The 16,520-nt window shown below is 60.6% G+C and carries 13 protein-coding genes and 1 tRNA gene; 6 read left to right on the forward strand and 8 right to left on the reverse strand.

Translation table 11 applies throughout. From position 1 onward, the window contains the following. The first annotated feature begins 4 nt into the window (after positions 1–4). The 6 genes from M5C71_RS17160 to M5C71_RS17185 all read left to right on the forward strand — a co-directional run bounded on the left by M5C71_RS17160 (position 5) and on the right by M5C71_RS17185 (position 9,309). Positions 5–592 carry a hypothetical protein gene (locus M5C71_RS17160; protein WP_248768349.1) on the forward strand — a complete coding sequence of 196 codons (588 nt, stop codon included), beginning with the start codon at positions 5–7 and terminating at the stop codon, positions 590–592. A gap of 416 nt (positions 593–1,008) precedes the next feature. Next, the gene (locus M5C71_RS17165; RefSeq protein ID WP_248768350.1) at positions 1,009–2,259 is read left to right on the forward strand and encodes an MFS transporter; all 1,251 of its coding nucleotides are present in this window, start codon (positions 1,009–1,011) and stop codon (positions 2,257–2,259) included. 3 nt (positions 2,260–2,262) lie between these two features. Next, complete coding sequence (locus M5C71_RS17170) at positions 2,263–3,303, forward strand: helix-turn-helix domain-containing protein (protein WP_248768351.1); 1,041 nt, start codon at positions 2,263–2,265, stop codon at positions 3,301–3,303. Positions 3,304–3,614: 311 nt separating this feature from the next. After that, positions 3,615–6,227 (forward strand): autotransporter domain-containing protein, encoded by a 2,613-nt coding sequence (locus M5C71_RS17175; protein WP_248768352.1) that lies wholly within the window; start codon positions 3,615–3,617, stop codon positions 6,225–6,227. Positions 6,228–6,361: 134 nt separating this feature from the next. Continuing rightward, positions 6,362–8,458, forward strand: coding sequence for a tetratricopeptide repeat-containing sulfotransferase family protein (locus tag M5C71_RS17180; protein ID WP_248768353.1), 2,097 nt, complete (start codon positions 6,362–6,364; stop codon positions 8,456–8,458). Next, positions 8,455–9,309, forward strand: coding sequence for an alpha/beta hydrolase (locus tag M5C71_RS17185; RefSeq protein ID WP_248768354.1), 855 nt, complete (start codon positions 8,455–8,457; stop codon positions 9,307–9,309). The genes M5C71_RS17180 and M5C71_RS17185 overlap by 4 nt, the downstream gene beginning before the upstream one ends. A 141-nt stretch (positions 9,310–9,450) precedes the next feature. On the opposite strand, the gene ychF is transcribed toward M5C71_RS17185, so the two are convergent. The 8 genes from ychF to M5C71_RS17225 form a co-directional block, all read right to left on the reverse strand. Beyond that, positions 9,451–10,551 (reverse strand): redox-regulated ATPase YchF, encoded by a 1,101-nt coding sequence (gene ychF, locus M5C71_RS17190; RefSeq protein ID WP_103496901.1) that lies wholly within the window; start codon positions 10,549–10,551, stop codon positions 9,451–9,453. Positions 10,552–10,573: 22 nt separating this feature from the next. Beyond that, complete coding sequence (gene pth / locus M5C71_RS17195) at positions 10,574–11,158, reverse strand: aminoacyl-tRNA hydrolase (RefSeq protein WP_100942297.1); 585 nt, start codon at positions 11,156–11,158, stop codon at positions 10,574–10,576. 170 nt (positions 11,159–11,328) lie between these two features. Next, positions 11,329–11,922 (reverse strand): 50S ribosomal protein L25/general stress protein Ctc, encoded by a 594-nt coding sequence (locus M5C71_RS17200; protein ID WP_103496900.1) that lies wholly within the window; start codon positions 11,920–11,922, stop codon positions 11,329–11,331. 138 nt (positions 11,923–12,060) lie between these two features. Beyond that, positions 12,061–13,002 carry a ribose-phosphate pyrophosphokinase gene (locus M5C71_RS17205; RefSeq protein ID WP_003171603.1) on the reverse strand — a complete coding sequence of 314 codons (942 nt, stop codon included), beginning with the start codon at positions 13,000–13,002 and terminating at the stop codon, positions 12,061–12,063. 46 nt (positions 13,003–13,048) lie between these two features. Then, positions 13,049–13,123: transfer RNA gene (locus M5C71_RS17210), tRNA-Gln, on the reverse strand. A 34-nt stretch (positions 13,124–13,157) separates the two neighbouring features. After that, positions 13,158–14,009, reverse strand: coding sequence for a 4-(cytidine 5'-diphospho)-2-C-methyl-D-erythritol kinase (gene ispE / locus M5C71_RS17215; RefSeq protein ID WP_103497636.1), 852 nt, complete (start codon positions 14,007–14,009; stop codon positions 13,158–13,160). A 1-nt stretch (position 14,010) separates the two neighbouring features. Then, positions 14,011–14,628: a lipoprotein insertase outer membrane protein LolB gene (gene lolB, locus M5C71_RS17220; protein ID WP_177101174.1), complete on the reverse strand. Its 618-nt coding sequence runs from the start codon at positions 14,626–14,628 to the stop codon at positions 14,011–14,013. Between the two features lie 4 nt (positions 14,629–14,632). Beyond that, on the reverse strand, positions 14,633–16,357 hold the full coding sequence (locus tag M5C71_RS17225; RefSeq protein ID WP_248768355.1) for a tetratricopeptide repeat protein: 1,725 nt from the start codon (positions 16,355–16,357) through the stop codon (positions 14,633–14,635). Positions 16,358–16,520: the final 163 nt, after the last annotated feature.

Below are 16,520 nucleotides of genomic sequence, written 5' to 3' on the forward strand. Positions count from 1 at the left end.
ACGTATGAGCTACAACATCCCGATCCCGGTCAATGAAAGTCGCTGGCAGTATCAGACCGCCAGTGGCGGCGGTCTGAGCGTGGCCCTGTTGGCCGGCAGTGGCGGTTCGATCATCCTGCGTTCGCCCCAGGGCAAGGACGTCAGCTACCGCTACGGTGGCGTCGGGGCGGGTGTCGGATTTGGCGCGCGCCTGCCGCGTATCGGCAAGATCAATATCCAGCTCAAGGGCAAGAGCGTGGGGGCAGCCGGTGCGGCGGAGGCTTTTCCCAGTACCGGCAAGGTGTTTGTCAGCGACGCCTTGCTCAGTCGTGACCTGACCGATGACGATATCACCGGGCCTTGCCTGTATACCGAGGTGGCGGCGGGTCTGGTGGTCGGCGGTTCGGCCACGGCCCTGTTGTTCGGGCTTGATCCCAAGCTGCTGGCGTTGGCGGCGGCGGTGAGTTCCAACCCGGCGACCTCGCTCATTGCCTCCGCCACGGTCAACCGGCAGTTGCTGCAGTCGGCCAAGGGCGCGGTAGTCATGGCCGGCATGAACGCTGGCGTACAGGCTGGTGGTAGTGCGGCGATCTATATGGGGTATCTATTCTAGTCACGCATGGCGGGTCGATGCCCCGCCCATAAAAAGCCGCGAGTCAACGCGGCCTATTCGATTCCTGCAACGCTTGTCGCATCGAACTCAAGGATGAATCGATACGCGGGCGTGTGACGAAATTGACGGCGGCAGGCACTTCGGATTAATAATGCGAGCCTGCGTCGCGGCGCTCCGACCTTGTGGCCGGATCAGCGTGTCGGATGTGTATGGCATCCGCGGGCACAATAAAAAAATGGTCATTGTTGTCGGCTCAGTGCGAAATATCACGGCCAGTTTCTATTTTGAGACTCGGACAGCGCTTTGAATTCCCTGGCATGGATTTTGCTGAATTGGGCATGGATTTTGCTCGATAACCGAAGGCCAAAATAACCATGCTTCCCGTCTCAGCCCCCATGCCTGTCGCTGAAAATGCCGTGAGCGCCGACAAACAGTCAAGGCGCATCATCTGGGCGGTTGCCATTGGCAACGGTTTGATCACCTACGATTTTACGGTGTACAGTTTTTCCGCTGTCATCATCGGCAAACTCTTTTTTCCATCGGGCAGCCTCCTCGTATCGCTGCTGCTGTCGCTTGCCACATTCGGCGTCGGTTTCATCATGCGTCCGCTGGGGGCGCTGCTCATCGGTAATCTGGCGGATCGCAAGGGGCGCAAGGCGGGACTGACGCTCTCGATCACATTGATGACGCTGGGCACCGGCATCATCGCATTCACCCCGTCATACGCGTCCATTGGCTGGGCGGCACCGCTGCTCATGGTGCTGGCAAGGCTGATGCAGGGCTTCGCGGCGGGCGGGGAGATCGGCGTCTCCACGGCGGCCTTGATGGAATTGGCCGATAAGGGCCGACGCTGTTATCTGACCAGTTGGCGGGGCACCGGCCAGGGACTGGCCGCGCTGGCCGGTGCATTGATCGGCGCCTGCACCACAGCGCTGCTGACGTCCGAGGACATGCAGCTTTGGGGCTGGCGCATCCCTTTCATACTGGGAATGCTGATCGGGCCGGTGGGATGGTATCTGCGACGGCAAATGACAGAGCGCCCGACGCAGGCAACCTATCGCCCCTCGCTCAAGAGCATGTTCACACAGCATCCGCGCGCGCTGTGGTTCGGGATACTGTCGATGGCGGGGCCCTCGGCCAGTGCTTATATCATGGTGTTTTACATGCCGACTTACCTGGTGACGGTATTGCATCTGCCACCTATCTTCAGTCTGCTGTGCGCCTGTCTCGCCAGCACGGTCATTTTCCTGGGCACGCCGTTGCTGGGCGCTATTTCCGATCGACAACCCCGCCGCAAGCCGATCCAGTACCTGCTGCTGACCGGCTGCATCCTGCTGGTCTACCCCGCGTTCCTGGCGTTGACGCATGGCGTCGGAGAGATTGCCTCCTTGCTCATTATCATGGGCTATGTCGCACTGGCTTTAACCAATACCGGGCCCAGTTCGGTGATGATGCTCGAAGCTTTTGCGCGTCACCACCGGGCCACCGGCATTTCCATCATTTACGGTTTGGGCGTGGCGACTTTCGGCGGTTTTTCACCCTTTATCGTGACCTGGTTGATCGGCGTGACCGGTAACCCAATGGCGCCCGCCTGGTACCTGCTGGCCACCTTATGTATCAGCCTGTTCGCGTTGATACGGTTTCCCGATACCGTCCACGAAGATTGACGAATGACTGATAGAGCGGTGGATGGCGTGCCGGAAAAACGTCTGCTGTTGCCGCCGGAGCGACCCCTCCTCGCGCCCGGCATTATTTGCAGCCATTTCAGCGTGCACGGCGATGCCAACCTGAGCTTTCTGGCCTGGCAGGAACGGATGGACCCGGTCTACGATCTTCGTCCTTCATCGGCAAAGGATGAGGACGGCTTCGCGGCTTCGCTTTGCCGTTACTCGATCGGTAATCTGAGCTTCTTCGACATTCACACCAGCCCGAATGTGGCCGAGCGCTCACTTGGGCGCGTGTCGACGGAGAGCGTCTGCGATCTCTCTTTCAGCCTGTTCCTGGATGGAACGCCCGCCCATATGAAGGGTTACGAGCATTGGCTCGATACGCACCGGCCCTCGGCGCCGAGCATTCTGGTGCAGGACCTGGGCCAGCCATGCACTGTCCGGAGTTTTCATGGCCGAATGCTGATATTTTTCGTGCCGCGTGCATTGGTGGAAGAGGTTTTTCCCGATGCCGCCTCTCTGCATGGTCGACGGGTTGAGGCGACCACGCCGTTGACACGGATGCTGGTTGCGCATCTGGTGACACTCAATCAACAGATCGTCGGTCTGAGCAAGGACGAAGCGGATAGCGCCTTTCGCACGGGGATTCAGTTGCTGGCCACGGCTTTCAGCCAGCAGGCGGGGCTTTGCGGCAACGCCCGCGCGGCGGTGCGCGCAGCCGTATATGGACAGGTGCGGCGTTATGTCGAGGCGCATTTGCACGACCCTGATTTATCGCCCGAAAGGGTCTTGCAGCAATTGCATCTGTCGCGCGCCAGCGTCTACAGCTTGTTTGCGCATGAAGGTGGCCTGGCTGCCTATATCCGCAGCCGCAGGCTGCGCGCGGCGGCCAGTGATCTGGTCCGCTTTCCGCATCTGGCGGTGAAGGATATTGCCTTCGGACTGGGGTTTAACAATGCGTCGAGTTTTACGCGCGCATTTCGCCGGGCCTATGACATGGCTCCACAGGATTTACATGCCTATGCCGCTTCGCTTGGGCGTTAACCCCCCCAGGACCGAGCACCTATTCTTCCTCGCATTGATTGTCTGCGTATGTTGCGCCGCGGTTGTCGAGGATCGCGATCTTTGACGTCAGCGATACGTCGTTCTTCCGCCGTCTTTGCGAGTCATTCCCTTTAATAAAAAATTGTAATTGCTTGTTTCCAGTAACTTGGACGCACGGTCAAGGCTGTGAAAGCGGATTGAATAAACTCCGGCGAACTTAATAATTATTCAAAAAGTGACACCGGGGAGAAAAAATGCAGTACATGACGATGCGTCCATCCAGATATCAACAGCCATCGACGGCTGGCCGGTTGACCCTGTTAAGCATGTCGATAACGGCGGCGCTGGCGGCGCTGGCGCCCACGATGGCGATGGCGAGCGCGGCTCTGGGGCCGACGGTTATTTCCTCCAATACCACTAACCAGTTTTCATGGACCAATAGCGATCTCACGGTCAACAATGGCGTCTCGATATCCAGCGGCACAGCCGTGTCGGCAACGGGATCCTCGCTTGGCACGCTGAGCAACAGCGGTGTTATCAGCGGCAACAACCGCGGTATCTACAACACGGGCAGCATCAACACGCTGACCAACAATGTCGGTGGCACCCTCAGCGGCGCTGGCAACGGCGGCCTCTACAATGACTCCGGCAGCACGATCGGCGCGCTGACCAACAATGGCCTTATCAGCGACAGCTCTAGCGACAGCCTGTACAACTTCGGCAGCATCACCACGCTGACCAACAATGCCGGCGCTACCATCAGCGGCTATAGTACCGGCATCGACAACAGCGGCAGGATCGGCACGCTGAGCAACAGCGGCACCATCAGGGGTGGCTACCAAGCGGGCATCAACAACAATGGCGGCAACATCGGCACGTTGAACAACAGCGGCACCATCAGCGGCAGCAACAGCAACTCTGGCAATCGCGGCACTGGCCTCTACAACACCGGCACGATCGGCACGCTGAGCAACAGTGGCACCATCAGTGGCACGGTCAGCGGCACTGGCATCGGCTACGGCCTCCACAACAGCGGCGGCACGATCGGTACGCTAAACAACAGCGGCCTGATCACCGGCAGCAGCGCCGCGCTTTACAACGAGGAGACCAGCGTGCTCGGCGGCACCTCAGGCGTGATTACCAACTCAGGCACGATAGCGGGCGATATCGTGAACCTCTCCAGCCAGGACCTGACCATCGACGGTGGCACGGGATCGACCTTCGGCACCCTGACTGGCTTCGGTGGCACGACCGGTACGATCAGCAATACCACCTCGAATCTGGTGTTCGGTGTCGGTAATCAGTTGCTTAACGACAATATCAACGTCGGCAGCTTCAATGTGGCCAACCAAGGCACGCTGCAGGTCAATAACACGATCAATATCACCGGTAATTACACCCAGGCCGCTAACTCCAGCCTGATCCTCGGTGTCGCCGACAATGCCGTGACCACCGGCAATATCAATACCGACGCAGGCTATGGCCGCCTGGTGGTGTCCGGCAGCGCGAACATCGATTCGGGTTCGACGATCGGCCTGCAGAAGCTGGGCAGCTATGGTTTTGCCCAGGGCCAGCGTTACGTCGTGATTCAAGCCAATGCCACCGGCACCAACTACAACGCCGGCACCCTTCACTACACGGTGGCGGGTTATAACGCAGCGGGCAGCAGCGTGGCCGACGGCGGCAATACTGACTTGCTGTTGACGCTGGGCAGCGCGATAGTGGTCACGCCACCGGTTACACCTCCGGTCACGACCCCGACTTCCACCCCGATCAATCAGGCCACCACGGCCAACGGCGGCGCAACCTTGGCCGGGCTGTTCCATTACGACGGTCTGAATGCCGGCTTGATGAACCTGTTCAACGCCGCCGCCGCCCTCGACTCTTCGGCCGCTGGCAACCACGCCGGGGCCCAGTTGAGCCCGACCGCGAACGCCAGTGCCGCCACCCAGGCGTCGACCGCTTCCACCGTACAAGTGCTCAATGTCGCCGCGGCGCACCTCGATGGGTTGCGCACCGCACAGAACGACAGCGTCGGCAGCGGTGTCGCCACAGGCGAAAGCGCCAGCAACACCGGGCTCTGGGGCCAGGCCTTCGGTGGCAGTTCGCGCCTGGGTGAACGCGACGATATCGCCGGTTACCACGCCCGCTACAGCGGTTTCCTGCTGGGCGCCGATGCCGTGCTCAACGACAGCTGGCGCGCCGGCGGCCTGTTCAGCTACACCAAGACCACGGTCAACAACGACGGCGACAACAGCGGCAGTTCCGCCGATGTGAAGTCCTACGGCCTGTTCGGTTATGCCAGCTACCAGGGCCAGCCGTGGTACCTGGACCTGTCGCTCGGGGCCATCCAGCACCAGTACGATACCCAGCGTGAAATCAGCTTCAGCGGTTTCAACGGCGCGGCCAAAGGTCAGCATGACGGGATGCAGTACATTGCCTCGGCACAAGCCGGCTACCCGATCGACCTCGGCCCGGCACTGGCCCACACCATCCTCACGCCGATTGCCGGCTTGACCTACAGCACCTTGCGTCAGGACAGCTACACCGAGAGCGGCGGTAACGGTGCGGCACTGCGTATCGACTCCAGCAGCAACCAATCGCTCAAAAGCGATCTGGGCGCCAAGCTGGAACGCTCCTTCGCCACGTCCTACGGCAGCGTGATACCTTCGGCGCAACTGACCTGGCGGCATGAATATCACGACAAGGGTCTGCAATCGGTCGCCAACTATGCCGCCGATACTTCGGGCGCCACCAGCTTCACCAGCGCCGGGGCGAAACCGGTTGCCGACACTGGCGTGCTGACCCTGGGCATTACGCTGCTGCACAGCGAAAACCTCAGCCTGGGGGCGAAGTACACCCTGGAAGCGGCGAACGGTTACACCGCTAATACGGGCGATGTGCAGGTGCGCTGGCAGTTCTGATCCGTTAGATTCAACTGACCTGATAACGCCCATTTTTCAGTGATGAATCATGGGCGTTTATCCTTCGCTCAGCAGCGGATGTGAACCAAAGCCCATTGCACAAGAGTTTCCACTCCCCATTTAGAAGGCCCCGTATGAGCGGTACACCGACAGACTCCGGTCCCCCGCAGCTGACATTCCCTGAAGCGATGGCCCTGGCCCATAGCCACTGGAACGCGGGTCAGGCACAACAGGCCGAGCAACTGTGTCAGCGCATCGTGGCGAAATGGCCACAATCGAGCGATGCCCTGCATTTGCTCGGGCTGATTGCCCACGCCACGGGGCGGTCGGCATTGGCCATCAGCCACTTGCGCCAGGCCTGCCTGACACAGGGCGCGCCGGCGATCCACTTCAGCAACCTGGCCGAAATATGCCGACAACAAGGCCTGCTGGTCGAGGCCGAGCAGGCTGGGCGGCAGGCCGTTGCGCTGGACCCCGGGCTGGTGGATGCCTGGAGCAACCTGGGCATCATCCTGCAGGAAAGCGGCAAGCTGGACGACAGCCTTGAGTGTTTGACCCGCGTCCTGACCCTGCGCCCCGACGCCGCGCAAGCCCACAACAATCTGGCCAACACCTATCGCCGCCTGGATCGACAGGACCGCGCCGGTTGGCATTACGAGCAGGCATTGATCCTCGATCCGAACTACGCCGAGGCCTACAGCAACCTGTCTTTCCTGCTGAGTTCGCAAGGGCATTTCGATGAGGCGGTGGCGGCCGGACGACGGGCCATTGAACTCAATCCGCGGTTGATCGATGCGTACCTGAATATCGCCGAAGCCGAAACCCAACGCTTGAACCATGGCGATGCGTTGCACTGGTTGAATACCCTGCACAGCTTGGCCCCCAAACATGTCGGAGGTCTGACGGCGCGAGCCCTGGTCTTAAAAAAGGGCGGGCTTCTCGACGAAGCACTGCACTGCGCACAGCAAGCGCTGGCATTGGCGCCCAATGATGCCGGTGTCCATAACGCCATGGGCCATACTCTGCAGGCCTTGGGGCGGCACGAGGAGGCCCTGGCGCATTTCAGCCAGGCGGCGTCATTGCCTGGCTCGGTGGCTGAAGAGGCGCTGATCGCGCGAGCTGTACTGTTGCTGGAGAGTGGTCGCAAGGAAGAGGCCGCGGTGGCCTTCGAACAGGTGTTGAGTGCATTTCCCGGGTCGATCCGCGCACTGGCAGGTCGCTCGGACAGCAAGACCTTTAAAACCGGTGATGCCGATATCGCCGCCATGGAGGCCGGGCTGGTGCGTGGGGAAGGCCTGTTGCTGGCCGACAAGCTGACAACCCACTTTGCCCTGGGCAAGGCATATCTCGACACGGGCGATTCCGCGCGAGCCTTCCATCACCTGGATGCCGGAAACCGACTCAAGCGCTCCACCTTTGCCTATGATTCCCAGACCGCGCGGCAATGGATGCAGAGCATTGCCGGGTTGTTCACCGATGAATTTCAATCCGCGCGGCAAGGGCTGGGCGCGGCATCGTCGCTGCCGGTCTTTATCGTCGGCATGCCACGCTCCGGCACCAGCCTTGTCGAGCAGATCCTGGCCTCCCATCCGCGGGTGCACGGCGCGGGCGAGCTGTCGTCGTTACGCCTGGCAGTGGAACGCAAGGGGGCTTTCCCGCAAAGCCTGGTCAACTGTTCAGCGCAGGACCTGGCCAGTATCGGTCATGACTACCTGAAGCGCATCAAGCCACTGGCCGATGGCAAGGACCGCCTGGTGGACAAGATGCCGGGCAATTTTGTCTATGCCGGCCTGATTCCGTTGATCCTGCCTGGTGCCCGTATCATTCACTGTCGCCGCGACCCGGTGGATACCTGCCTGTCCTGTTACAGCAAGCAATTCAGCGGTGATCAGCCGTTCAGCTATAACCAGATCGAGTTGGGGCAGTTCTATCGTGATTATGACGCCTTGATGAGTCACTGGCGTCAGTTGCTGCCCGCCGAATCCTTTATTGAAGTGGACTACGAGTCGGTACTGGACGATCTTGAAGGGCAGGCGAGGCGCTTGATCGATTTTATTGACCTGCCCTGGGACGGGGCCTGCCTGGACTTTCACAAGACCCAACGCGTGGTGCGCACTGCCAGCGTCAATCAGGTGCGCCAGCCTCTCTACAAGACCTCGAAAGGTCGCTGGCGCGCCCATGCCGGACAGCTTGGGCCGCTGTTGGCGGTGCTGGGAGTGGCTGACTCGTGAGGGGGGCAGGTGCGCGGTGGCCGCTGTCGGCCTTGTTCGCCAGTGTGTGCCTGATGGCGGCAATGCTCGCAGGCTGCGCCGATCCGAACCGGCATGCCGATGCCATGGCGCATGACGCTCACTTGCAGCGTGCTGAGGTCAGGGCCGAGGCATTCGTGCTGACCAGCTTCTTCCGGATAACCCGACCTGACTTGCCTCTGAGCGTGTACATCGAGGGGGATGGCCTGGCCTGGCGCTCGCGTACGACCCCGTCGGAAAATCCGACGCCGCATCAGGCCGAGGGCCTGGCGTTGGCGGCGGCGGACCCGGGGCCCAATGTTGTGTACCTGGCGCGCCCCTGTCAATTCACGCCGCTGGTGCTCAACCCTCGCTGCGATAAAGCCTACTGGACCAGCAAGCGCTTTGCCGAGGAAGTGGTCGTGGCGATGAACCAGGCCGTGAGCCACTTTGCTCTCCAGGTGCCTGGGCAGCGCATCCATCTGGTCGGCTATTCGGGAGGCGGCGCCCTGGCGGTGTTGATCGCCGCCCGGCGTGACGATGTCGCCTCGCTGCGTACCGTGGCCGGCAATCTCGATCATGCCGAGGTCAATCACTTGCACCAGGTCTCGGCCATGCCGGAATCGCTGAACGCCATCGACGTTGCTTCCCAGGTAGCGACCATTGCGCAGATTCATTTCAGCGGCGACGATGACTCGGTGGTGCCGCCGGTGATCGCGAAACGTTTTGTCATTGCTGCGGGTGGTCACTGCGCACAGACTCATATCGTGCCGGGCATGAGTCATGACAGCAACTGGGCGGGACGCTGGCCGGAACTGCTCAGGATTCTGCCCTCATGCTCCAATGGACACTGAGGCTGAATAACCATCTGAGCACCGCACCCCAAGCGCTACCGTTAATCCTCGTGGATATTGGCGGATAGTAAAAACCCCCGTATCACTGCGTGAGTACGGGGGCTTAGTGTCCGCTGGCATCACCGGAATCCGGCGATGCGCTTACACGTTAAAACGGAAGTGCATCACATCACCGTCTTTAACGATGTATTCCTTGCCTTCCAGACGCCATTTACCGGCTTCCTTGGTCCCGGCTTCGCCCTTGTACTGGATGAAGTCGTTGTAGGCGATCACTTCGGCGCGGATAAAGCCTTTCTCGAAGTCGGTGTGGATCACACCAGCGGCCTGTGGCGCGGTCGCACCGACACGCACGGTCCAGGCGCGGACCTCTTCGACACCGGCAGTGAAGTAGGTCTGCAGGTGAAGCATTTCGTAACCGGCACGGATCACGCGGTTCAGGCCAGGCTCTTCAAGGCCCAGGGCCTCGAGGAACATGTCCTTCTCCTCGCCGTCTTCCAGCTCGGCGATTTCCGCTTCGATCTTGTTGCACACCGGCACCACGACCGCGCCTTCTTCCTCGGCAATGGCCCGGACCACATCCAGCAACGGGTTGTTCTCGAAGCCGTCTTCAGCGACGTTGGCGATGTACATCACCGGCTTGGTGGTCAGCAGGTGGAAACCACGGATCACCGCTTTCTCGTCGTCGCTCATGCTCTTCATCAGGCTGCGCGCCGGCTTGCCTTCGGTGAAGTGGGCGATCAACTGCTCCAGCAGGCCCTTTTGCACCACGGCGTCCTTGTCACCGCCCTTGGCGTTGCGCGTGACTTTCTGCAGTTGCTTCTCGCAGCTGTCGAGGTCGGCGAAGATCAGTTCCAGGTCGATGATCTCGATGTCGCGCTTGGGGTCGACGCTGTTGGAGACGTGAATCACGTTCTCGTCTTCGAAGCAGCGGACCACGTGGGCGATGGCATCGGTCTCGCGGATGTTGGCGAGGAACTTGTTGCCCAGGCCTTCACCCTTCGAAGCACCGGCCACCAGGCCGGCGATGTCGACGAATTCCATGGTGGTCGGCAGGATGCGCTTGGGCTTGACGATCTCGGCCAGGGCCTGCAGGCGCGGGTCGGGCATCGGCACGATGCCGCTGTTCGGCTCGATGGTGCAGAAGGGGAAGTTCTCCGCCGCGATACCGGATTTGGTCAGGGCGTTGAACAGGGTGGATTTGCCGACGTTGGGCAGGCCGACGATGCCGCAATTGAATCCCATGGTGTTTCCCCTCGGATAAGAGTCAGGCCTTCTGGCTGTGCAGGTTTTTCATCGCGCGGTTCCATTCCCCGGCGAGGATATCCGGCAGCACGCCGAGGGCAAAATCGATGCTGGCATCGAGTTTTTCCTGTTCGGCGCGTGGCGCACGACCCAGGACAAAATTTGAAACCATACTGGCAACGCCCGGGTGGCCAATGCCAAGCCGCAGGCGGTGAAAGGTATTCTGGTTGCCGAGCTGCGCGATGATGTCGCGCAGGCCGTTGTGCCCGCCGTGTCCGCCGCCCTGTTTGAGCTTGGCGACGCCGGGAGGCAAGTCCAGTTCGTCGTGGGCCACCAGGATTTCTTCAGGCGTGATGCGGAAGAATCCAGCCAATGCCGAGACGGCCTGGCCGCTACGGTTCATGTAGGTGGTGGGGATCAACAGGCGAACATCCTGACCCTGGTGACTGAAACGCCCGGTCAGGCCGAAATATTTGCGATCGGCCACCAGGTTGACACCTTGGGCGTGGGCGATGCGCTCAACAAAAAGGGCCCCCGCGTTATGCCGGGTCTGTTCGTATTCGGTGCCTGGGTTTCCCAGGCCAACGATCAGTTTGATGGCAGTCACGACAGGGGCCCTTCCTAGGAGTTGTGGATAACATCGCGGCTAATCAGCGTCGCGGCGAACGTGGACGAAACATGCTCATTTACATGATGCAAACTTCGCGATCCCGCCCGCTTTACTCGCTACTTGCCAGCTCGCGATGTTTCCATGACTCCAACGTTACGGAGTAAATATTACTCGGCAGCGTCAGCTTCCGGTGCAACACGTGGCGCGTGAACGTTGGCAACAGCCAGGTCGTTACCGTGGGCCAGTGCAACGAACTCAACGCCTTTCGGAGCTTTGAGGTCCGACAGGTGAACGATCGAACCGACTTCGGCATCAGCCAGGTCGACTTCGATGAACTCAGGCAGATCTTTCGGCAGGCAGGTCACTTCGACTTCAGCCACAACGTGGGAAATCTCGCCGCCTTTCTTGATCGCTGCGGCTTCGTTGACGAAGTGCACAGGAACGTGAGCGGACAGTTTCTGACCGGCAACAACGCGGACGAAGTCAGCGTGCAGCACGTGGCCTTTGGCCGGGTGACGTTGCAGTGCCTTGATGATGACGTTCTGCTTGGCGCCGCCGATGTTCAGCTCGATGATGTGGCTGTAAGCCGCTTCGTTTTCGAGCAGTTTGGCAACTTCTTTGGCCAGCATGCTGATGGACTCAGGGGCTTTTTCGCCGCCGTAGACTACAGCTGGAACCAGGCTTGCGAGACGACGCAGGCGGCGGCTCGCACCTTTCCCCAGGTCGGAACGCACTTCAGCATTCAGGGTAAATTCGTTCATGTTGACTCTCCAAATTAACCACATCCACCCTAGCGTTTGCGACCAGCGCTAAAGGCGGTATGGGCAAAAAAGCCCCGCCCCAACAGGTGTTGGGGCGGGGCGCTTTTCGTCAACGAGACATCCGAAAGGGCTGGGCCCTCAGCGGAACATCGCGCTGATCGATTCTTCGTTGCTGATGCGGCGAACCGCTTCGGCGACTACCGGTGCGATATCCAGTTGACGGATACGCGCACAGGCTTGTGCTGCAGCGGACAGCGGGATGGTGTTGGTCACCACCAGCTCGTCCAGCACGGAATTTTCAATGTTCTCGATCGCGCGACCCGACAGCACAGGGTGTGTGCAGTAGGCAAAGACCTTGGCAGCGCCATGTTCCTTGAGGGCTTTCGCCGCGTGGCACAGGGTGCCGGCGGTGTCGACCATGTCATCGACGAGAATACAGGTGCGGCCTTCGACGTCACCGATGATGTGCATCACTTCGGAGTGGTTGGCCTTCTCACGACGTTTGTCGATGATGCCCAGATCCACGCCCAGCGACTTGGCAACGGCCCGTGCACGCACGACGCCACCAATGTCCGGAGACACGATCATCAGATTTTCGAAGCGTTGGTCTTCGATGTCATCCACCAGAACGGGGGAGCCGTAGATGTTATCTACCGGAATATCGAAGAAGCCCTGGATCTGGTCTGCGTGCAGGTCAACCGTGAGAACACGGTCGATGCCGACGACGGTGAGCATGTCAGCAACGACTTTCGCGCTGATAGCCACACGCGCGGAACGCGGACGGCGATCCTGACGGGCATAACCAAAGTAAGGGATCACCGCAGTGATTCGAGTGGCTGAGGAACGGCGGAAGGCATCAGCCATCACGACGAGTTCCATCAGGTTATCGTTGGTCGGAGCGCAAGTCGGCTGAATGATGAAGACGTCTTTACCGCGGACGTTTTCATTGATCTCAGCGGTAATTTCGCCGTCGGAAAACTTGCCGACAGAGATGTCACCGAGTGGGATATGCAGCTGACGTACAACACGCCGAGCCAGATCGGGGTTAGCGTTCCCCGTAAAGACCATCATCTTGGACACGCGCAGTACCTGAAGGCTGAGGGTAACCTGGATGAGTATAGGAAAATGGCAGGGGCGGCTGGATTCGAACCAACGCATGGCAGGATCAAAACCTGCTGCCTTACCGCTTGGCGACGCCCCTGTATCTGTTGCAACGAGTACCCAGTACTCGATTCCTAGAGCAGACTCTGCAGCTTGCGATGCAACATCGAAACATTGCTTCCCTTTGCCACAAACCCTGTTTGGGTCTCTGTAAGAAGGGCCGAGACTTTATCAGCTTCAGCTTTGTTTGGGAAGGCCCCAAACACACAACTTCCAGTTCCGGTTAACTTTGCTTCGGTAAATTTACCTAACAAATTCAAAGCGTTACGTACCTCTGGATAACGCCTTGCGACAACCGGCAAGCAGTCATTACGACTGTTTCCCTTGGGAACGGGGCGCACTTTAATGGGCGCGGAGTCACGTGTCAACAGCGGATCGGAAAAAATTTCTGCTGTACTTACAGAGACTTGCGGAACGAGCACGACATACCAGGGTTCTTCGGGGTCTACCGGGGTGAGTTTTTCCCCCACGCCTTCGGCGAAAGCCGCGTGGCCACGGACGAAAACCGGCACGTCGGCGCCCAGTGTCAGGCCCAGCGCGGCCAGGCGATCTTCGTCCCAGCCCAGTTGCCAGAGGTGATTGAGGCCGAGCAAAGTCGTCGCGGCATTCGAGCTGCCGCCGCCGATGCCGCCGCCCATGGGCAGGATTTTTTCGATCCAGATATCCACGCCCAGGGGGCTGCCCGATTGTTCCTGGAGTTTTTTCGCGGCGCGCACGATCAGGTTGCTGTCGTGGGGCACGCCTTCGAATTCGGTGTGCAACTGGATCACGCCGTCGTCACGCGCGGCGAAGCTCAGTTCGTCGCCGTAGTCGAGAAACTGAAACAACGTCTGCAACTCGTGATAACCGTCCGCGCGGCGACCAAGGATATGCAGCATCAGGTTGAGCTTGGCCGGCGACGGCAGCGTCAGGCGGGCGGCGCTCATGTCACTGGCCCAGCTGGCGCGGCTGCCAGTCCTTGATCACCAGGGTCACGTCGAGGTCGCGGCCGTGCAGCTTGATGCGCTCGGGCAACCAGTAGCCGTTCTGCTCGCTGTAGCTCAGGTACTCGACCTGCCAGCCATCCTGTTCGAGGGAGGCCAGGCGGCTGTCGTTGTCCAGGCTCAGGCGGCTCTTGCTGTCCGGAGCGGGCAGGCCACGGACCCACCAGACCAGATGGGACACCGGCAGCTCCCAACCCAATTGCTCCTGGAGCAGGGCCTCGGGGCTGGTGGCGGCATAGCGGCCCTGGTTGGCGACCTCCAGGCTCACCTGGCCGGGACGCCCGGTCAGGCGGGCAGCGCCGCGCCCCAACGGGCCGGACAGGCGAATGTCGTAGTAATCCTGGCGTTGCAGCCAGAACAGGGTGCCGCTGCCGGAATCCTTCGGTGCGCGGATACCGACCTTGCCATTGATCTGCCAGCCGTCGAGGCTGCTCAATTGCTGTTTGTGCTTGGCCCAGAGGGCCGGGTCGCCGTGCCCTTCAACGGACTCACGGGCACCGAAGCCCGCGCAACCGGCGAGCAGGGCGATCAGGCTGAAAACAACGAGGTGGCGCAAAAACATAAGCTTAAAGAGTCTCGGAACCGGTCAGGCGCTTGATGGTGCTGCGCAGAAGTGGGCTGTCGGGCTGATCCTTGAGGAACTTGCCCCAGATTTGCTTGGCTTCGCGTTGCTTGCCGTTGGCCCAGAGGACTTCGCCCAGGTGCGCGGCGACTTCCTGGTCGGGGAACCGCTCCAGGGCTTGGCGCAGCAGGCGTTCGGCCTCGTCGAGGTTGCCCAGGCGGAAGTTCACCCAGCCAAGGCTGTCGAGCACGGCCGGATCTTCCGGATTCAGCTGGTGGGCCTTCTCGATCAGTTCCTTGGCCTCGGCATAGCGGGTGGTGCGGTCCGACAGGGTGTAGCCGAGGGCGTTCAACGCCATGGCATTGTCCGGTTCGCGCTTGAGGATGGCGCGCAGGTCTTTCTCCATCTGCGCCAGGTCGTCACGCTTTTCCGCCTGCATGGCGCGGGTGTAAAGCAGGTTCAGGTCGTCGGGGTACTGCAACAGGGCTTGCTGCAGAACGCTCCAGGCACGATCGCCCTGATGGTTGGCGGAGAGGATCTCGGCCTCGATCAGGTAAAGCTGGATCGCGTAGTCCGGCTGCTCGTCGCGGGCCGTCTTGAGTTTGCTCGATGCCTCGGCGCCGCGCCCGGTGGTGACCAGGATATCGGTCTGGCGCAGTTGTGCCGGCAGGTAATCGTTGCCCGGCCCGACCTGGGCGTATTCATCCAGGGCGGTCTGCAGGTCGTTGTGCTCTTCGGCGATGCGGCCCAGGTTCAGGTGCGCCGAGTCGACATGGCTGTCGCGGGCGATCAGTTCGTCCAGGTAACCCTTGGCTTCATCCCAGGCCTTGGCCTCGAGGCAGACGAGCGCCAGGGAGAAACGCAGTTCGTCATCTTCCGGGTATTGCTGCACCAGGCTGGAGAACTGGGTCTTGGCGTCGGCCATGCGGTCCTGTTCCACCAGCATGCGCGCGTAAGTCAGGCGCAGGCGCTTGTCGTCCGGGTACTGCTTGATGCTTTTTTCCAGGATCGGCAAGGCTTCCTTGCCGCGGTTGAGCGCTTGCAGCAAGCGTGCGCGCAGCAGGATCGGGGCGATTTCGCCGTCTTCCGGCGGGTTTTTCTCCAGCAGCGCCAAGGCGGCCTGGGTGTCGCCGTCCTGTTGCAGCAACAGGGCCTTGCCGAAAATCAGCTGGCTGTTCTTCGGGTGCTTGACCAGCAGGCGGTCGAAACTTTTCTTCAGGCCGTTGCGGGTGTCCTGGTCGGTGTCGGCGGCCGACAGGGCAAGAAAGTCGAAATGGGTGTCGCCCTTGCCTTGCAGGACCTTCTCCATATAGACCATGGAGTCGTCATAACGCCCGCTGCGGGCCAGCTGGATGGCGGCCGCGCGTTGTGCCTCGAGATCATTCGGGGCGTTTTTCGCCCAGATCAGCGAGGTGTCGAGGGCCGCCTGGTCGGCGCCCAGGTACTCGGCAATCCGGAAAGCGCGCTCGGAAACCCCCGGATCCTGGGTGTTGATCGCCTGGGTCACGTAGTTATCCAGCGCGATATCGAAACGATTTCGCTGTCCGGCCAGCTCCGCGCTCAACAGGCTGAACACCGTATCTTCGGTGAACGAGCTGTAGACCTTGGGCTTTTCCGGGGCCGGAGTGGTGTCTTCAGCCGACGGCGTACGCCCCGGCGACACGGGTGCCAAGGCCTGGCAGCCGCTGAGGAAGACAAAAGCGAGGAGCAACGCGGAGGATCTATTCATATAGGAGAAGGACGACTTACCTGCGGGTCGGGGCATCATGACACAAGCGGCGGGCAGAACCATACCCGAGACGCTCACCAGACACTTATAGCAACGTTACATTAGGACAATAGTCGGCAATGGTTGTTCTGAATCATTCGAAGGTGGACAATTGTCGGCTTCT

The sequence above is a fragment of the Pseudomonas sp. MWU12-2345 genome (assembly GCF_023242385.1).
In the GTDB taxonomy this organism is placed as follows: Bacteria; Pseudomonadota; Gammaproteobacteria; order Pseudomonadales; family Pseudomonadaceae; genus Aquipseudomonas; species Aquipseudomonas gingeri_D.